Annotated in this window: 15 protein-coding genes; 3 read left to right on the top strand and 12 right to left on the bottom strand. The window is 64.8% G+C overall.

The window, feature by feature from the left end:
• Positions 1 to 123: 123 nt before the first annotated feature.
• From AB7290_RS17145 to AB7290_RS17110, 8 genes are all read right to left on the bottom strand, one after another.
• A complete protein-coding gene (locus tag AB7290_RS17145; protein ID WP_441253482.1) occupies positions 124 to 1038 on the bottom strand; it encodes a DMT family transporter in 915 nt (304 codons plus the stop codon).
• An 80-nt stretch (positions 1039 to 1118) separates the two neighbouring features.
• On the bottom strand, positions 1119 to 1934 hold the full coding sequence (locus AB7290_RS17140; protein WP_085405485.1) for an NUDIX hydrolase: 816 nt from the start codon (positions 1932 to 1934) through the stop codon (positions 1119 to 1121).
• A 4-nt stretch (positions 1935 to 1938) separates the two neighbouring features.
• Complete coding sequence (locus tag AB7290_RS17135) at positions 1939 to 2892, bottom strand: dihydrodipicolinate synthase family protein (RefSeq protein WP_085405484.1); 954 nt, start codon at positions 2890 to 2892, stop codon at positions 1939 to 1941.
• Between the two features lie 131 nt (positions 2893 to 3023).
• Positions 3024 to 3902: an SDR family oxidoreductase gene (locus AB7290_RS17130; RefSeq protein ID WP_085405483.1), complete on the bottom strand. Its 879-nt coding sequence runs from the start codon at positions 3900 to 3902 to the stop codon at positions 3024 to 3026.
• Between the two features lie 162 nt (positions 3903 to 4064).
• Complete coding sequence (locus AB7290_RS17125) at positions 4065 to 4925, bottom strand: MaoC family dehydratase (RefSeq protein ID WP_085405482.1); 861 nt, start codon at positions 4923 to 4925, stop codon at positions 4065 to 4067.
• A gap of 201 nt (positions 4926 to 5126) precedes the next feature.
• Positions 5127 to 5516, bottom strand: a complete 390-nt coding sequence (locus tag AB7290_RS17120; RefSeq protein ID WP_085405481.1) for a Zn-ribbon domain-containing OB-fold protein — start codon at positions 5514 to 5516, stop codon at positions 5127 to 5129.
• The gene (locus tag AB7290_RS17115; RefSeq protein WP_039147548.1) at positions 5516 to 6673 is read right to left on the bottom strand and encodes a thiolase domain-containing protein; all 1158 of its coding nucleotides are present in this window, start codon (positions 6671 to 6673) and stop codon (positions 5516 to 5518) included. The genes AB7290_RS17120 and AB7290_RS17115 overlap by 1 nt, the downstream gene beginning before the upstream one ends.
• Positions 6674 to 7167: 494 nt before the next feature.
• Positions 7168 to 10659, bottom strand: coding sequence for an indolepyruvate ferredoxin oxidoreductase family protein (locus AB7290_RS17110; RefSeq protein WP_085405480.1), 3492 nt, complete (start codon positions 10657 to 10659; stop codon positions 7168 to 7170).
• Positions 10660 to 10931: 272 nt separating this feature from the next.
• Between AB7290_RS17110 and AB7290_RS17105 the strand changes: the two genes are divergently transcribed.
• On the top strand, positions 10932 to 12140 hold the full coding sequence (locus tag AB7290_RS17105) for a c-type cytochrome (RefSeq protein ID WP_085405479.1): 1209 nt from the start codon (positions 10932 to 10934) through the stop codon (positions 12138 to 12140).
• A 161-nt stretch (positions 12141 to 12301) separates the two neighbouring features.
• On the opposite strand, the gene AB7290_RS17100 is transcribed toward AB7290_RS17105, so the two are convergent.
• Positions 12302 to 12946 (bottom strand): trimeric intracellular cation channel family protein, encoded by a 645-nt coding sequence (locus AB7290_RS17100; protein ID WP_354115487.1) that lies wholly within the window; start codon positions 12944 to 12946, stop codon positions 12302 to 12304.
• Positions 12947 to 13113: 167 nt separating this feature from the next.
• Here AB7290_RS17100 and AB7290_RS17095 point away from each other — a divergent pair, with 167 nt between their 5' ends.
• Complete coding sequence (locus AB7290_RS17095) at positions 13114 to 13509, top strand: hypothetical protein (protein WP_085405478.1); 396 nt, start codon at positions 13114 to 13116, stop codon at positions 13507 to 13509.
• A gap of 162 nt (positions 13510 to 13671) precedes the next feature.
• Here the strand turns inward: AB7290_RS17095 and AB7290_RS17090 are convergent, their stop codons facing one another.
• From AB7290_RS17090 to AB7290_RS17080, 3 genes are all read right to left on the bottom strand, one after another.
• Positions 13672 to 14481, bottom strand: a complete 810-nt coding sequence (locus AB7290_RS17090) for an isocitrate lyase/PEP mutase family protein (RefSeq protein ID WP_063982628.1) — start codon at positions 14479 to 14481, stop codon at positions 13672 to 13674.
• A 71-nt stretch (positions 14482 to 14552) separates the two neighbouring features.
• On the bottom strand, positions 14553 to 14903 hold the full coding sequence (locus AB7290_RS17085) for an antibiotic biosynthesis monooxygenase family protein (protein ID WP_085405477.1): 351 nt from the start codon (positions 14901 to 14903) through the stop codon (positions 14553 to 14555).
• 24 nt (positions 14904 to 14927) lie between these two features.
• Positions 14928 to 15236, bottom strand: a complete 309-nt coding sequence (locus AB7290_RS17080) for an NIPSNAP family protein (RefSeq protein WP_028151164.1) — start codon at positions 15234 to 15236, stop codon at positions 14928 to 14930.
• Positions 15237 to 15385: 149 nt separating this feature from the next.
• Between AB7290_RS17080 and AB7290_RS17075 the strand changes: the two genes are divergently transcribed.
• Positions 15386 to 16084: an ArsR/SmtB family transcription factor gene (locus tag AB7290_RS17075; RefSeq protein ID WP_085405476.1), complete on the top strand. Its 699-nt coding sequence runs from the start codon at positions 15386 to 15388 to the stop codon at positions 16082 to 16084.
• Positions 16085 to 16253: the final 169 nt, after the last annotated feature.

Here is a 16253-nt window from a genome sequence, read left to right as displayed (position 1 = left end):
GGGGCTTTTGAGGACCGGGCTATTGGAGGCCCAATATACGATGGTTTGCGGCCCCGGGGGAACATGCCTCGCGCTGCCGAATATCCTTAATATCGCGAGTCCGCCGCCCTTCTCCCCACCTGATTATGACGTTTTGACGCTGACCGGCCGCCGGGCCGGGATCGTCATGGCGGCGACGCCGAGGACGACGCAGGCAAGCCCGATCCAGGCGGTCCGGCTCAGGATTTCGCCGAGGAAGGCGACGCTGATGGCGACCCCGATGGGCACGCGCAGATAGGCCTGCGCGGTGGTGCCGACCGAGCCCAGCGTCTGGATCAGGCGGAAGTAGATCGCGAACGCCGCCGCGGTCGAGAAGGTCGCCAGCGCGAGCAGCGCCAGCACGGAACTCAGCGAGGGCGACAGCGTCCAGGGCTGTTCGACGATCAGCGAGGCCGGGATCAGCGCCGCCGCGCCCGCCAGCAGCGAGCCCGCGGCCGGTGCCATCGGATCGAGGCCTTTGAAACTGCGGCCGAAGATCGCGGCGCAGGCGTAGCAGATGGTGGCGGCGACGATGGCGGCCTCCGCGACGAGGCCACTGCCGACGTCGTGGAAAGCGTCGACGCCGACGATCAGCAGGATGCCCGCCATGCCGGCGACTACGCCGAACAGTTTTCGCGGCGTCGTCACCTCGTGGCGCGTTACGACGGCCGTGAGCAGGAAGGTGAAGATCGGCCCGGCCGAGTTGAGGATGGTCGCGAGCGACGCGTCGACATGACGCTCGCCCCAGGCGATCAGCGTCCAGGGGATGACGCTGTTGAGCACGGCCTGGAACGCGAAGCGCTGCCAGGTCGCGGCATCCGTGGGCATCCTGATGCCGCGCGCCCACATGACGACGAGCAGCAGCAGACCGGCGATCGTGGTGCGCGCCGCGATCAGCGTGATCGGCGGAATGGTGGCGACGCCGAGCTTGATGAAGGTGTAGGAGCCGCCCCAGAGCGTTGCGAGCGCGACCAGCAGCGCCAGCTCGACGGCGATGTTGGGGTCCCGTCCCTGATTCATTTTGCTCGTCCCGTCCATTCGCGATGGACGGAACCTAGCGCGTCCGCGGCCGTCAATACTTCGTTTAGTATCGAAGTATCCTAGCCGACCGCCCCGACCTCGAACACCTCGCCGTCATAGCCGGCTTCACGGGGAATGCGGAGCTGGCGGCCGCGTTCGGTCTTGGTCATGACAGGCATCACCGTGACGATCGACATGCCGCGGGCGTGCTCCAGCGCGGCGCCCACGCTGCCCTGCTTGGCGAGCCGGATCAGGTTGCGCGTGGTCGGGAACGGCAGCTTGAAGCGGCCGCTCTCGCCGCCCTCCACCGCTTCGCGCGGCGACACCCAGATCGAGTCGGTCGACTCCCGGCCGTCATGGGCGCCGAGCTGATCGGGCGGTGCGGCCGCGAGGAAGAACCAGGTGTCGAACCGCTTCGGCATGCCCTCCGGCGTGATCCAGTGCGCATAGGGCACGAGCGTGTCGAGCGCGAGCTGGAGGCCGTTGTCGGCCAAGATGCTCAGGAAGCTGATTTTGTGCTCGTTGAGGGCGACGCGATGCTTGTCGGCGATCTCGCCGGCGCGCTTGGCATCGATCGGCGTACCCGAGTCCTTCGCCCGTGCCAGCAGGATGCCGCTCTCCTCAAAGGTCTCGCGGATCGCGGCGATCCGAAAACCGCGATCCGATTCACTCAGGCCCTCGCCGCCCGAATAGAGGTCGGCACGGGCGACGATCTCGTTGTCGCCGGCATCGACACTGCCGCCGGGAAACACCAGCGCGCCCGAGTTGAACTCGATCTGATGATGGCGGACCATCATGAAGACTTCGATTTCGTCGCGGCTCTTGCCGTCGACCTTTGCGCCGTCACGGAGCAGAAGGATGGTCGAAGCCGGGCGTGATGCTGATGTCTCTGGCATTCAACTAACCTGCGGCGCTGGATTGCGGGCCAAGATTGGCGCGCTTGTCGACGCGGGCGACGCGCGACAGGAGGTAATCGACCTCCGCCTTCGCCGCCGGCGTGATGGTCGCGCCCGGCTTGCGCTGGGCGCTGGAGGCGATGATGCCGCGCTTCTGCAGTACGTGCTTGCGCACCGCCAGACCTGCGCCCGGCTGCTGCTCGTAGCGGATCAGCGGCAGATGCGCGTCGAACAGATCATGCGCAGCGTCGCGCTTGCCCTCCTTCGAGAGGCGCACGACATCGATCAGGAGCTCAGGGAATGCGTAGCCGGTCATGGCGCCGTCGGCGCCGCGCTCCATCTCGAAGTCCAAAAAGAGTCCGCCATTGCCGCAGAGGATCGAGAGCGGACGGAGCGAGCCGTCCTTCTGGAAGTTGCGCAGCGTCGAGATCTTTTCCAGACCCGGCCAGTCCTCGTGCTTGAGCATCACGCAATTCGGATTGTCAGTGACGATCTTGCGGATCACCGCAGGCGTGAAGATCACCGAGAGCGTCAGCGGATAGTCCTGCAATACCCAGGGCACATCGGGCCCGATCGCCTCCGCCGCCTGCTTATAGTAGCCGACGATCTGGTCGTCGGTCCGGAGCGACGGCGGCGGCGCGATCATCACGCCGGCCGCGCCGGCATCCATCGAGGCCTTCGCCAGCGAGCGCATCGTGGCAAAGCCCGGCGCGGAGACGCCGACGATCACCTGCATCTTCTTGGCGCGCTTGACGAAGCGCACCGCCACCTGCTCGGCCTCGGCGGCATCGAGCTTCGGCGCCTCACCGAGGATGCCCAGCACCGTGACGCCGTCGCAGCCGACCTCCTCGTAGAAATCGGTCAGGCGGTCGATCGAGCGCTCGTCGATCCGGCCGTCATCGTGGAACGGTGTCGGCGCGATTGCGAAGGTGCCCTTGGCGTCGGCGGTCAGTTTCATCGTCTTTCCTTGTCTCTCTCTATTCGTCATTCCGGGATGGCCCGAAGGGACAGGCCCGGAATCCATAACCACAAGCCGGGGGTATGGATTCCGGGCTCGCGACTTCGTCGTGCCCCGGAATGACAGTGTAGCTAAAACCGCCGCGCCCCCATCTTGATCTGCTCCTCGGAGAAGAAGATCTCCTTGGCGTGATCGGCGATGTCCTGGGCCTTCCAGCCCGTGTGCGGCGGCTTCCAGCCGTCCATTTCCATCATCCGCATTTCGCGCACACCGCGGGGCCCGGACACGCCCAGCACCTTGCCGGTCTGGTCGCCCGACAAGTCGCTGACCATGTATAGCACGGCCGGCGCGATGCCGTCCGGCCCCAGCGCCGCACCGGGGTTCTCCTTATAGCGGGGCAGGTCTGCGGTCATGCGGGTCAAAGCGCCCGGCGCCAGCGTCCAGATCCGGATGTTGTACTTCCGGCCCTCGATCGCCAGCACGTTGGACAGGCCCCAGATGCCGCCCTTGGCCGCGCCGTAATTGGTCTGACCGAAATTGCCGATCAGCCCTGATGTCGAGGAGGTGTTGACGATGACGCCGCCGCCGTTTTCCCGCATCCAGCGAAACACCGGCATGGTGCAACAAAAGGTGCCCTTCAGATGCACCTTGATCACCTTGTCCCAGTCGGATTCGGACGCCTTGGAAAAGGTCTGGTCACGCAGGATGCCGGCGTTGTTCACCAGGATATCGGCGCGGCCAAAGTGCTTGATGGCGTCGTCGAACACCGACTGGCCGCCTTCCATGGTGGAGATGTCGGCGCCGTTGGCGACCGCCTTGCCGCCCTCGGCCATGATCGCGTCCACCACGAGCTGCGCCATCGACTTGTCGGCGCCGGAGCCGTCACGGGGGCCGCCGAGATCGTTGACGACGACGGACGCCCCTTCCCGCGCGAACAGTTTTGCGTAGGCCTCACCGAGCCCTCCGCCCGCGCCGGTGATCAGCGCAACCTTGCCGTCGAGTAGTCCCATGGTGGCCTCTCCCTGTTTTTGTTTTTCGTGCCCCGGACGCGATGCAGCGTGAAACGCTGCGTCGCAGAGCCGGGACCCATTCTTCGTTCGACATTCTCTGGGCCCCGGCTCTGCAGCGCACCGCTAAGGAGCGCTGCGCTGCGTCCGGGGCACGAGACCGCCCTAACCCAGCACCGTCTTGCCGTTCTTGATCACCGTGACGCCGCGCGACTTCACCTTGGCCTCGAACGAGATCACGTTGCCGTCCTTCCAGAGATCCATCGTCACGGTCTCGCCGGGATAGACCGGCGATGAGAACCGCGCGACGTGCTGGCGGAAAGCAGAGGCGTCGTAATCGGCATAGGTTTGGAGCACGCCGCGGCAGGTGATGCCGTAGGTGCACATGCCGTGCAGGATCGGGCGCGGGAAGCCGGCCTTCTTGGCGAACTCGGGATCGCTGTGCAGCGGGTTGCGGTCGCCGCAGAGGCGATAGACCAGCGCCTGGTCGGGGCGCGTGACGATGTCGATGGTCCTGTCGGGGCTCCGCGTGGGTATCTTGTGCGGATCGGGCTGGGTCAGGTTCGGCCCGCCAAAGCCGCCGTCACCGCGGGCGAAGCGCGAGGCAACGAGAGTAGCAAGCTTCTCGCCCTTCTCGTTCTTGAGCACGGTCTGGTGGCTGATGACGACGCCCTTGTCCTTGCCCTTGTCGTAGACCTCGACCACGGAGGAATCGGCGGTGATGTTCGCGGCGACCGGCAGCGGCTGGTGGAAGGTGATGTCGCGCTCGCCATCGACCACCATGACACGGTTGAGATTCATTTCGCCCGGCCCAGAGCCCCACGCCGCGACGGACGCAAACGTCGGCACCACCTTGAGCGGCCGCGGCGTCAGCGTGCCCTCATTGACGAAGGCGAGCTCCTTCTCGTCCATCGGATCGGCGCCGAGGCCGATCCCGTAGGCGTAGAGCATGACTTCGCGATCGCCATAGGCGTATTTCTGGCCGAGATTTTTGAGGCCTTTGAGTTCTTCGTATCTGGCGGACATTTTTCTGGTTTCCTCCCGGTCTCTCCGCGAGCAGCGGCGCTCGTTAATGTGCCCTCTCCCCTTGTGGGAGAGGGCCGCGAGAGCCGTGCGGCAAACTCATTTGGGTGAGGGGTTGCTTCCGCACAGAGAGTCCCTCTGCGGAGCGATACCCCTCATCCGGCGCTTCGCGCCACCTTCCCCCACAAGGGGGGAAGGAAGAAATTACGCCGGCGTGAAGAACGGCAATGGTGCGCCATCGGTCGGCTTGAACACCACCTTCACCTTTTGGCCGATCTTGAGCTTCTCGAGATCGCAGTCGACGATGTTGGTCTGAAGCGACGGCCCTTCCTTCAGCGTGACATAGGCGATGGCATAGGGGCCGGTCGGCGATTTGCGCATCAGGCTCCAGGTGTAGATCGTGGCCTCACCCGAACTCTCCTCCCACACCGTCTTGTCCGAATAGCAGAACGGGCAGATCGAGCGCGGGAAGTAATGCGCTTCGCCGCACGCGGTGCAGCGCTTGATCATGAACTTGCCCTGCTTGGCCGCGTCCCAGAACGCAGCGGTCTCGGGGTTCGTGACCGGTGCCGGATACTTTTTCGCTTCGCTCATCACACGCGCTCCAGAATGGCCGTCGAGGCGGCGTGGCGAACGCCCAGAAGGCCGCCGGTGCCGTGGGCGATGGCGAGATCGCAATTCTTGACCTGCACCTTCGGATGCGCCTCGCCGCGCAGCTGCCTGACCGCCTCGATGATCTTGGTCATGCCGCCGCGATTGACGGGATGGTTGCTGCAGAGCCCGCCACCGTCGGTGTTGAACGGCAGCTTGCCGACGCCCGAGATCAGATTGCCGTCGGCAACGAACTTGCCGCCCTCGCCCTTCTTGCAGAAGCCGAGGTCCTCGAGCTGCATCAGCACGGTGATGGTGAAGCTGTCGTAGATCGAGGCGTATTTGATGTCCTTCGGCGTGATGCCGGCTTCCTCGAACGCGCGCGGGCCGGACCAGATGCCGGCGGAGTAAGTGAGATCGAGATCCTTGCCGCCGCGCGGGCCCTTCATCGCCTCGCCATGGCCGATCAGCTTGACCAGCGGCTTCTTCAGGCTCTTCGCAATCTCCGGCGTCGTCACGATCAGCGCGCCGCCGCCGTCGGAGACGACGCAGCAATCCATGCGGTGCAGCGGATCGGAGATCATCGGCGAGTTCAGGACGTCCTCGACGGTGACGACGTCCTTGAGCATCGCGTGCGGATTGTATTGCGCGTGATGCGAGGCCGCGACCTTGATCCAGGCGAGCTGCTCACTGGTGGTGCCATAGTCGTGCATGTGGCGCATGGCACACATGCCATAGGCATTGTGCGTGGTCGCACCGTAAGCGGACTCGAAATCGGCTTCCGCGCCGGCTGCGCGCGGCGGCATCACACCGGTGCGCGGTTTGCCCGCGAGCGTGATCAGCGCGATCGAGCACTTGCCGGCCGCGATGGCTTCAGCGGCATGGCCGAGATGGATGATGTAGGAACAGCCGCCGGTCTCGGTGGAATCGACGTGGCGGAGTTTTTTGGTGTTCAGGCCGAGATAATCGACCATCGGCCATGCGCCGCCGGGGGCGTCGCCCGCGCAGAAATAGCCGTCGACGTCGTCCTTGCTGATCCCGGCATCCTCGATCGCGCCCTTGGCGACCTCGGCATGGAGCTGGGCGGTGGATTTGTCCGGCGCATGCCGGGTCGGGTGTTCGTAGATCCCGGCAATGTAGGCCTTGCCCTTGATGGTCAAAACGTCAGGTCTCCGCGCTCGCGTTTCTTCTTGCTCCGTTTTTCTGAACCGCGGGGGCCAGCTTGGCAAGCGCGGAAATATTCCGTCGGGCGAGAGGGCAGCGCGTTGGCGCAACTCCCGGCTACCGCAATCTCGAAGTGCGGCGGGAAGGCCACTCCGCCACCGCGTCGTCATTGCGAGCGCAGCGAAGCAATCCAGAGTCTATCCGCGGAGGCATTTCTGGATTGCTTCGCTGCGCTCGCAATGACGGCCAGAGTCCTAAAGGTGTTTTGCCCGACGGCACAAGCGATTTTCTTTTTTGCGAAAACAACCCCATGCACAGTGGGACGGTGGTTGATTTCAAAGACGAAATCGTAGGGTGGGCAAAGCGACTTGTCCGCCGTAGCTCGAAGAGCGAAGGCGGAAGCGTGCCCACCTCTTGCGGCTCAATCGTGGTGAGATGGTGGGCACGGCGCTTTGCGCCTTTGCCCACCCTACGAGATCGTGGCTCGCCCCTACTCCGCCGCGATCTGCCTCGGCGCAGGCGGCGGGCTCGCGAGGTCGGCCGCGAGCTGGGCGTAGCGGGCTTTCGCGTCCGCGACGGCCTTCTCCTTGACCGGGCCGTAGCCGCGGATGCGGTCGGGCAGCGATAGCAGCTCGACCGCGGTGTCGACGGTGACCGGCGACAACAGGCCGAGCACGGTGGCGACGTCCTTCTCGTAGCCCACGATCAAATCGCGTTCGAGCTTGCGGTCGGCGCTGCGGCCGAAAATGTCGAGCGGCGTGCCGCGCAGGAATTTGAATTTCGCCAGCACGCGGAAGACCTTCAGCATCCACGGGCCGAAGGCGCGCTTCTTCGGGCGTCCGAGCGCGTCGACACCACTGCTGAGGATCGGCGGGGCCAGATTGAAGTTGAACTTGAAGTCGCCCTCGAACTGGTCGCGGAGCTGCTGCTCGAAAGCACCGTCGGTGAACAGGCGCGCAACCTCGTATTCGTCCTTGTAGGCCAGAAGCTTGGCGTAGTTCACCGCGACCGCGCGCGGCAGCGCATCGTCATAACCGCCCTGCTTGGCGGCTTCGCGAACCTGATCGACCAGCTTGCGATAGCGTTTTGCGAGGCGGCCGCTCTGGTACGCGGTCAGGTGCTTGGCGCGATGCGCGACGACCTCATCCAGCGTCATCGCGTCGAGCGTCTTCGGCGCAACCACCTCGTCCGTCCCCTTCAGCATGTCGGCGAGGCGCTGGGGATCGGCGACCGCGAGGCGGCCGAGGCGGAAGGCCTCCTTGTTCATCTTGATCGCGACGCCGTTGACCTCGATCGCCTGCTCGATCGATTCTGCCGACAGCGGGAACAGGCCTTTCTGATAGGCATATCCCATCATCATCATGTTGGTGGCGATGCTGTCGCCAAGCAGCTGCTCGGCCGGCTTGGTGAAGTCGAAGAACACCGAGTCCTTGTGCAGCGCCGTTTCCAGCAGCCCGTTCAACTTGCGGGTCTGGAAGTTGAAGTCGCGGTTGAGGACGAAGTCGGCGGTCGGAATGACGTGGCTGTTGATGATGCCGCGGGTGCGGCTGGTGTCGCAGAGCGAGATCGTGTCCTTGGCGACCGCGACCACCTCGTCGGCGGCGAGCACGAGATCTGCCGTACCAGTGACGATGCGCGAGCAGGTCACCTCGGCCGGATGATCCGACAGGCGGACGTGGCTGAGCACCGCCCCACCCTTCTGCGCCAGGCCCGACATGTCGAGGATCATCGACGCCTTGCCCTCGATATGCGCAGCCATGCCGAGCAGCGCACCGATCGTGAGCACACCGGTGCCGCCGACACCGCCGACTGCGATATTATAGGGCTTGTCCACCGTCGGCCGAGACGCGGGCTCCGGCAGCTCGCCGATGTCACCGAGATCGGCCGGCGCACGATGGCGCGGCTTGCCGCCGTCGACGGTGACGAAGGACGGGCAGAAGCCCTTCACGCAGGAATAGTCCTTGTTGCAGGACGACTGGTTGATGGCGCGCTTGCGGCCGAACTCGGTCTCCAGGGGCTCGACCGAGATGCAGTTCGACTGCACCGAGCAGTCGCCGCAGCCTTCGCAGACCGCCGGGTTGATCATGACGCGGCGTGCGGGATCCTCCATCAGGCCGCGCTTGCGGCGGCGGCGCTTTTCGGCGGCGCAGGTCTGCACGAAGACGATCGCCGAGGTGCCCTTGTACTCGCGGCACATCTTCATGACGTTGTCGAGTTCGTCGCGGTGATACAGCTTCACGCCGGGCGCGATGGTGTCGGCCGGGTAGGTATCGGGCGCCTCCGAGACCAGGTAGATCTCGCGGATGCCTTCGGCGTGGAGCTGGAACGTGATCTGCTGCGGCGAGAGATCGCCGTCATGGCGCTGGCCACCCGTCATCGCGACGGCGTCGTTGTAGAGGATCTTGTAGGTGATGTTGGTTTTGGAGGCGACCGCCTGCCGGATGGCGAGAAGGCCGGAGTGGAAGTAGGTGCCGTCGCCGAGATTGGCGAAGATGTGGTTCTCGTTGGTGAAGGGCGCGATGCCGACCCACGGCACGCCCTCGCCGCCCATATGCGTGAACGTCTCGGTCGAGCGATCCATCCACAGCGCCATGAAGTGGCAGCCGATGCCGGCGAGCGCGCGGCTGCCTTCGGGGACCTTGGTGGACGTGTTGTGGGGACAGCCGGAGCAGAAATACGGTACGCGAGAGACAGGCGCCGTCGCCTGCATTTGCGTGGCCTGGCGGCCGTTGAACCAGTCGGCCTTGGCGCGGAGCATCTCCGCGATCTCGGGGTTGAGATTGAGGCGGAGAAGCCGCTCCGTGAGCGAGGTCGCAAGCGAGGCAACGCTGAGCTCGGCGGCGAAGGTCAGGAAGCGCTTGTCGTGCTCGTCCATCTTGCCGACGATGCGCGGGCGGACGTCGTCGCGCCAGTTGAACAGCTCCTGCTTGACCTGGTTCTCGACGATCTCGCGCCGTTCCTCGATGATGAATATCTCTTCGAGCCCGACCGCGAACTGGCGTACGCCTTCGGGCTCCAGCGGCCAGGGCATGCCGATCTTGTAGAGGCGAAGCCCGATCTTGGCGGCGACCTCCTCGGTGATCCCGAGCTCGCGCAGCGCCTGGCGCACGTCCTCATAGCTCTTGCCCGACGCCATGATGCCGAAGCGGGCGTTCGGGGAATCCATGGTGACGCGGTTGACCTTGTTGGCGCGCGCAAAGGCGATCGCGGCAAAGCCCTTGTAGTCCTGGAGGCGGCGGTCCTGCTCGAAGCGGTCGTCAGGCCAGCGCAGATTGAGGCCACCGGGCGGCAGCTCGAAATCGGGCGGGATGATGAACGGCTTCATCTCGTCGGTGAGGTCGATCTCGGCGGTGGTCTCCACCGTCTCCGTGATCACCTTCATGCCGACCCAGCAGCCCGAATAGCGCGACATCGCGATGCCGAGCAGGCCCATCTCGATCATTTCGTGGATGCTGGAGGGATAGAGATACGGCATCAAAGCCGACATGAAGGCGTGGTCGGACTGATGCGGAACAGTGGAGGATTTTGCACCGTGGTCGTCGCCGGCCAGACACAGCACACCGCCGTTCTTGGCCGAGCCGGCGGCATTGCCGTGGCGGAACACGTCGCCGCAGCGATCGACGCCGGGGCCCTTGCCGTACCAGATGCCGACGACGCCATCGTATTTGGCGCCGGGCGAGAGGTTGAGCTGCTGCGAGCCCCACACCGCGGTCGCCGCCAGATCCTCGTTCACGCCGGGCTGGAACTTGATGTTGTACTGCTCGAGATGTTTTCGCGCCGCAAAGAGCTGCTGGTCGTAGCCACCGAGCGGCGAGCCGCGGTAGCCGGAGATGAAGCCCGCGGTGTTGAGGCCGTTGGCGCGGTCACGCCGGATCTGGGCCATCGGCAACCGGACCAGGGCCTGGATGCCCGTGGTGAAGACGTGTCCGGTTTCCTGGGTGTATTTCTGGTCGAGACTGATCGGACCCTGGTTGATACCCATTCTTGTCCTCTTCCGGCCTTTTGAGCGTTTGGCCACTTAAGCCGTTGCCTGCCCGTTGTTTTTAGCTAGGGCGCGCCGACCAACTCCGCCACTCTATGTCGGATATTTAACGCTCCGCATCACAAATCTGGACCAAAGGAAGCGCCGGGTAATAATCGCAATTTCGTGGCTGCAAAGGCATCGCGCATTTTCAATTTGTGTCACCATACCCCCACCGACGCGAAACGACGTGAGGCTCCTATCCGGGCGATTGGTCGCAGGGGAAGCTTTCGATGCGAATGATTCTGGCTGTTGTCGCATTGTGCAGTGCAGTTGCGAGCGCGGCCCGCGCCGCCGAGCCATCGCCGGAGCTGATCGCCTATGGCAAGGCGCTGGTCGAGGCCGGCGACTGCGCGGGCTGCCACACCGCCGATCCGGCAAAGCCATTCGCGGGCGGAAAGCGCATCGATACGCCCTTCGGCGCGATCTACGCGCCGAACCTGACGCCGGATCGTGACACCGGGATCGGCGCCTGGACCGACGCCGATTTCACCCGCGCGGTGCGCACCGGCATCGCGCCCGACGGCTCGAACTATTACCCGGCCTTCCCCTATCCCTATTTCACGAAGATGACCAAGGACGACACGCTGGCGATCCGGGCCTATCTCGGAACGCTGGCGCCCGTCGCAAGCCGCAACAAGCCGCCGGAGCTGCGCTGGCCGTTCGGCCATCGCGGCTTGATGCGGGTCTGGAACGCGATGTATTTCAAGCCCGCCCTGTTCGAGCCGGACCAGAGCCAGAGCGCGGCGTGGAACAGGGGCGGCTATCTCGTCACCGGGCTCGGCCATTGCGGCGCCTGCCACACGCCGAAGAACTATTTCGGCGCGGACAAAACTGCGCAGGCGCTGTCGGGCAACGAGGTCGGCGGCTGGTACGCACCAAGGCTCGATGGCGCCGCGCGCACCGGGCTGAAGTCATGGAGCGTCGAAGACATCACCGAGTATCTGCAAAGCGGGCGAAACGTCAAAAGCCATGCTGGCGGGCTAATGGCCGAGGTGGTCGTCGGCTCGACCTCGAAGATGAGCGATGCCGATGTGCGCGCCATCGCGGAATATCTGAAGAGCCTGCCGCCGTCGCGGCGCGAGACGATCGTGACGCCGCCCGACGATGCCGAGATGAAGGCCGGTCAGGCCGTCTACGCAAAACTCTGCATCGCGTGCCATGAAGCCGACGGCTCCGGCGCGCCGCGCATCTATCCGCCGCTGCCCGGTAACGCGCTTCTGCAATCGGTCAATCCGTCCTCCAGCTTGCGCATCATCCTCGACGGCGCCCACACCGTGACGACGCCACGCGCGCCCAACAGCGGCGAGATGCCGGGCTACGCCAAGCAATTGTCCGACGAAGAGATCGCCGCCGTGACGAACTACATCCGCAATTCCTGGGGCAACGCCGCGCCGCTGGTGACCACGGCGCAGGTGGCGAAGGCGCGGAAGGAGCAGTAGTTCACGCTCCTCAGTATTCACCAGAGGTCGTCATGCCCGGGCTTGTCCCGGGCATCCACGTTCTTTCGTGCCGTGGCAAAGGTCGTGGATGGCCGGGACAGGCCCGGCCATGACGCCGTGGATGCGATAGCGCTCAAACTCTACGAAAGGCGAAGTAAGCCCTACCGCTCCTCGCCTTCCGTGAACACGAATTTCGGCATCTCCCATTTGTAGTGCACCGCGAGCAGGCGGAAGCTGACGCCGAGGACAAACGTCAAGATGGTCCAGAGCTCCGCGTTGAGTTTCAAGCCGAACGCGGTGGCATAGAACAGGCCGGTCGCCACCGAAACGGTCGCGTAGAGCTCGGAGCGGAACAGCAGCGGCACGTCGTTGCAGAGCACATCGCGCAGCACCCCGCCCGCGCAGCCGGTCACCATGCCGGAGACGATGACGATCGGCAGCGTGGCACCCGTCTGCCAGGCGATGTCGCAGCCGGCCATGGTGAAGACCACGAGGCCGATGGCATCGAGCACGATGAAGGCCACCTTCAGCCGGTGCACGAGCCGCGCGATCAGGATGGTGAGGAAGGCGGCGCCGCCGGCCAGCGCGAGGTAGATGGGATGAGCGACCCAGGCCAGCGGATAATGCCCGAGGAAGAGATCGCGCAAGGTGCCGCCGCCGAGCGCGGTGATACAGCCGAGGAAGCAGACGCCGAGCCAGTCCATGCTCCGGCGGCCGGCCGCGAGCGCGGCGGTCATGCCTTGCGCTGCGACCGCGACCAGCGACAACAGATGCAGCACGCTATCGCTCGGCGGCACGCTCCACATCGCTTTGTTCCCTTCCCCTTCGATGGAACCGACGCGCAACTGTTCCAAAATGAACAGGTTCCCGATTCCTTGCACAAGGGCAACATGCGACGAAAGCACTAAGGAGGGCGGAACAGAATCTCGCATCTAGGGGTTGTCCAGCCGCAATAATCGAGGAGACAAAATCGATGGCTGACGACCGTTTTCCCAACGATCCGTATCGCCCGAATCTCGCCGATGATGAGTATGTCCGTGCGGCGCGACGGGATGCCGAGCTTCAGGTCGATCCCGAGCTTGGCGAAGGCCCCGCCTCCAGCGGCAAGGTAGCCTTGTTCGCAGTGGCGATCGCCTTGGTACTGGGTGCCGTGTTCTACGGACTGAACAACACGAGCACCGGCAACCAGGCCAGCAACACGCCGACAACGCAGACCGCCCAGCAGGCTCCGCCTGCGAATCCGGCCGCGCCTCCCGGCATGCGTGACGTGACGCCGCGCAACAACACCGGACCCGGCGTGACCACGGGTGCTGCCCCGAGCAAGCCGGCGGCGCCTGATCCGGCCGCCCCGTCTGAGGGCGCGAAGTAACGACAACAGCTGTCGTCGCCCGGCTTGACCGGGCGACCCAGTATTCCACCAGCGGCGGAGATTGAATCGAGAGGCCGCGGCGTACTGGATGCCCCGTTTGCGCGGGGCATGACACCGAGAGGATGAGAGAGCGGCGGGACCTTACATCCCGCCGCTTTTCGTTTAGCTGAACATCTTGTTGAGTTCGCCGCCGGAATAGCCGGTGCCGAGCTCCGTAAACGTCCCCTTCTCCGCCATCTCCTTCGCGGCGCGCATGAAGCCGCCCCAGGCGGCGCGGGCGAGCGAGCCGCCGACGCTGATGCGGCGCACGCCGAGGTCGGCGGCCTCCTGCAAGGACAGGCCGGACGCGCCGATCAGCAGGTTGAACGGCTTTGGTGCGACAGCCTTCACCACGGCGGCGATGTCCTCGCGCGTCTTCAGGCCCGGCGCATAGAGACAATCGGCGCCTGCGTCCGCATAGGCCGTGAGCCGGTCGATAACGAGCTTGAGGTCGGTGACGCCCCACAAATACGCCTCGCAGCGGCCGACCAGCAGCGTTCCGCTGTCGCCGATCGCCTTGCGCGAGGCCTTGATGCGCTCGACCGCCAGCGCGCGCTCGTAGAGCGGCTTGTCCTTGTCGCCGGTGGAATCCTCGATCGAGAGGCCGGCGACGCCGGTGCGCACACCGCGCTCGACATTGTCCGCGACCTTGTCCGGCTCGACGGCAAAGCCGCCCTCGAAATCCGCATTCACGGGGATGTCGACGGCCGAGCACAATGCTGCCAAATGCTGACAGACGTCGTCGACCGTGACGTGGTTGTCGGCCTTGCCGATGGTCCAGGCAAAGCCCGCGCTCGATGAGGCCAGTGCCTTGAACCCGAGATGCTGCAACGCCTTGGCGCTGCCGACGTCGACCGGATTGGGCAGGATGAAGCAGCCGCTCTCGTGCATCGTCTTGAACGTCGCGCGCTTGTCAGCGGTTGTCACATGCATGTTTCTCTCCCTTGTTGGCCGCGCAGACATAAGCGCGCGCACTGGGCAGCGCCAGTGCGCGCCCGCAAACGCTAGTGCGCGTCGTACACGGCGCGGCTGTCCTTCGGCGCCTGCTCGCGATCATTCATGCCGTAGTCTCGGATGACGCTGGCGATGCGCAGGTGATAATCGGCAAAGATCTTCGCCCTGCCCTTCGCCTGCGTGCGCCGGTGTTCCATCGTGTTGCGCCAGGCCTGAACCGCCGCCTCGTCGCGCCAGAACGACACCGACAGGATCTTGCCCTTCTCGGTCAGGCTTTCAAAGCGCTCGACCGAGATAAAGCCATCGATGGTTTGCAGGATCGGCTTCAGGTCGGCCGCGAGGTCGAAGTAGTCCTGGCGATGTTCCGGCTTGGGCCAGACTTCGAAAATCACGGCAATCATGGGCGTCTCCTTTGCGTTGGCGGTCTACAATACCACCTTGCGCAGGAAGGTGCGCTCTTCCGCGAGGATGAATTTGTTCTCCTCCGCGAAATGGAAGTTGGCCATGCCGTCTGCGTCCTGCCGCAGCCGGGCGCGATAGGCCTCATAGGCGGCAAGACTCTCGAAGGTGATCAGCGCAAACGCGATGTTGTTGGTGCCCTCATGCGGCATGAAATAGCCGATCAGGTCGCCGCCGCATTTCGGGATGATGGTGAGCCAGCGCTTCGAGTACTCCTCGAACTGCGCGCGCTTGAAGGGATCGAGCTGGTAGCGGATGAAGACGGTGACGGACATGGTGAGCTCCCTGATTTTTCATCGCGACAAGCGCGAGCAACACCGTCGCCGCTGAAGCAACTGGATTGCTTCGCTTCGCTCGCAATGACGTGTTCGCAGGGACAGACTACGTCCTTGCTCCACCGCAATGCTTCGGCTACCGTCGAAGCATGAAATCAGGTCCTGACATCGCCATGATTGCCTCGCTGGTCGGCGACCCCGCCCGCGCCAACATGCTCACCGCGCTGATGAACGGCCGCGCGCTGACGGCGAGCGAGCTCGCGCAGGAGGCCGGCATCACTCCGCAGACCGCGAGCTCGCATCTGGCCAAGCTCGAGGCCGGCGGGCTGATCGAGCCGGAGAAGCAGGGCCGCCACCGCTACTACCGCCTCACCGACGATGACGTGGCCGGCGTGCTCGAAGGCCTTGCGGGCCTTGCCGCGCGGACCGGCCACATGCGCGTGCGCACCGGGCCGAAGGATCCGGCGCTGCGGCGCGCGCGGATCTGCTACGACCACCTCGCCGGCGATCTCGGCGTGCAGATGCTCGACAGTCTACGCACACGAAACCTGGTCAGGCAGAAGAAGCAGGACATCGAGCTGACGGCCGAGGGCGAGCGCTTCCTCGCAAAGCATTTGCAGATCTTGCCCGACATGCTCACCCATCCGCGCCGTCCGGTGTGCAAGGCCTGCCTGGACTGGAGCGAGCGGCGCCATCATCTCGCCGGCACGCTGGGCGCCGCCATGATGCAGCGGTTCGCCGAGCTGAAATGGGCCGCGCGCGACGCCACGCCCGGCAGCCGCGTGGTGAATTTCACACGTACCGGCGAGAAGCAGTTTGCGACGCTGTTCGGGACCGGGAAGGATTGATCACGCCAGGTGCGTGAGATCGCACGTTTGCGTGTGAACCACGGCTTCCGTCATGGCCGGGCTTGACCGGGCCATCCATCGCTTTAAGCGCAGTATCGTTCCGAGGCGATGCGAAGCATCGAACCTGGAACTTCAAGATTCCGGGTTCGCGTGTTCGACGTGCCCCCGG

The organism is Bradyrhizobium sp. 613_E4_N2_2, assembly GCF_052075995.1.
Taxonomy (GTDB): Bacteria; Pseudomonadota; Alphaproteobacteria; order Rhizobiales; family Xanthobacteraceae; genus Bradyrhizobium; species Bradyrhizobium barranii.
Note: the sequence above shows the minus strand (reverse complement) of the source record. Positions and strands in the feature narration are given on the sequence as shown.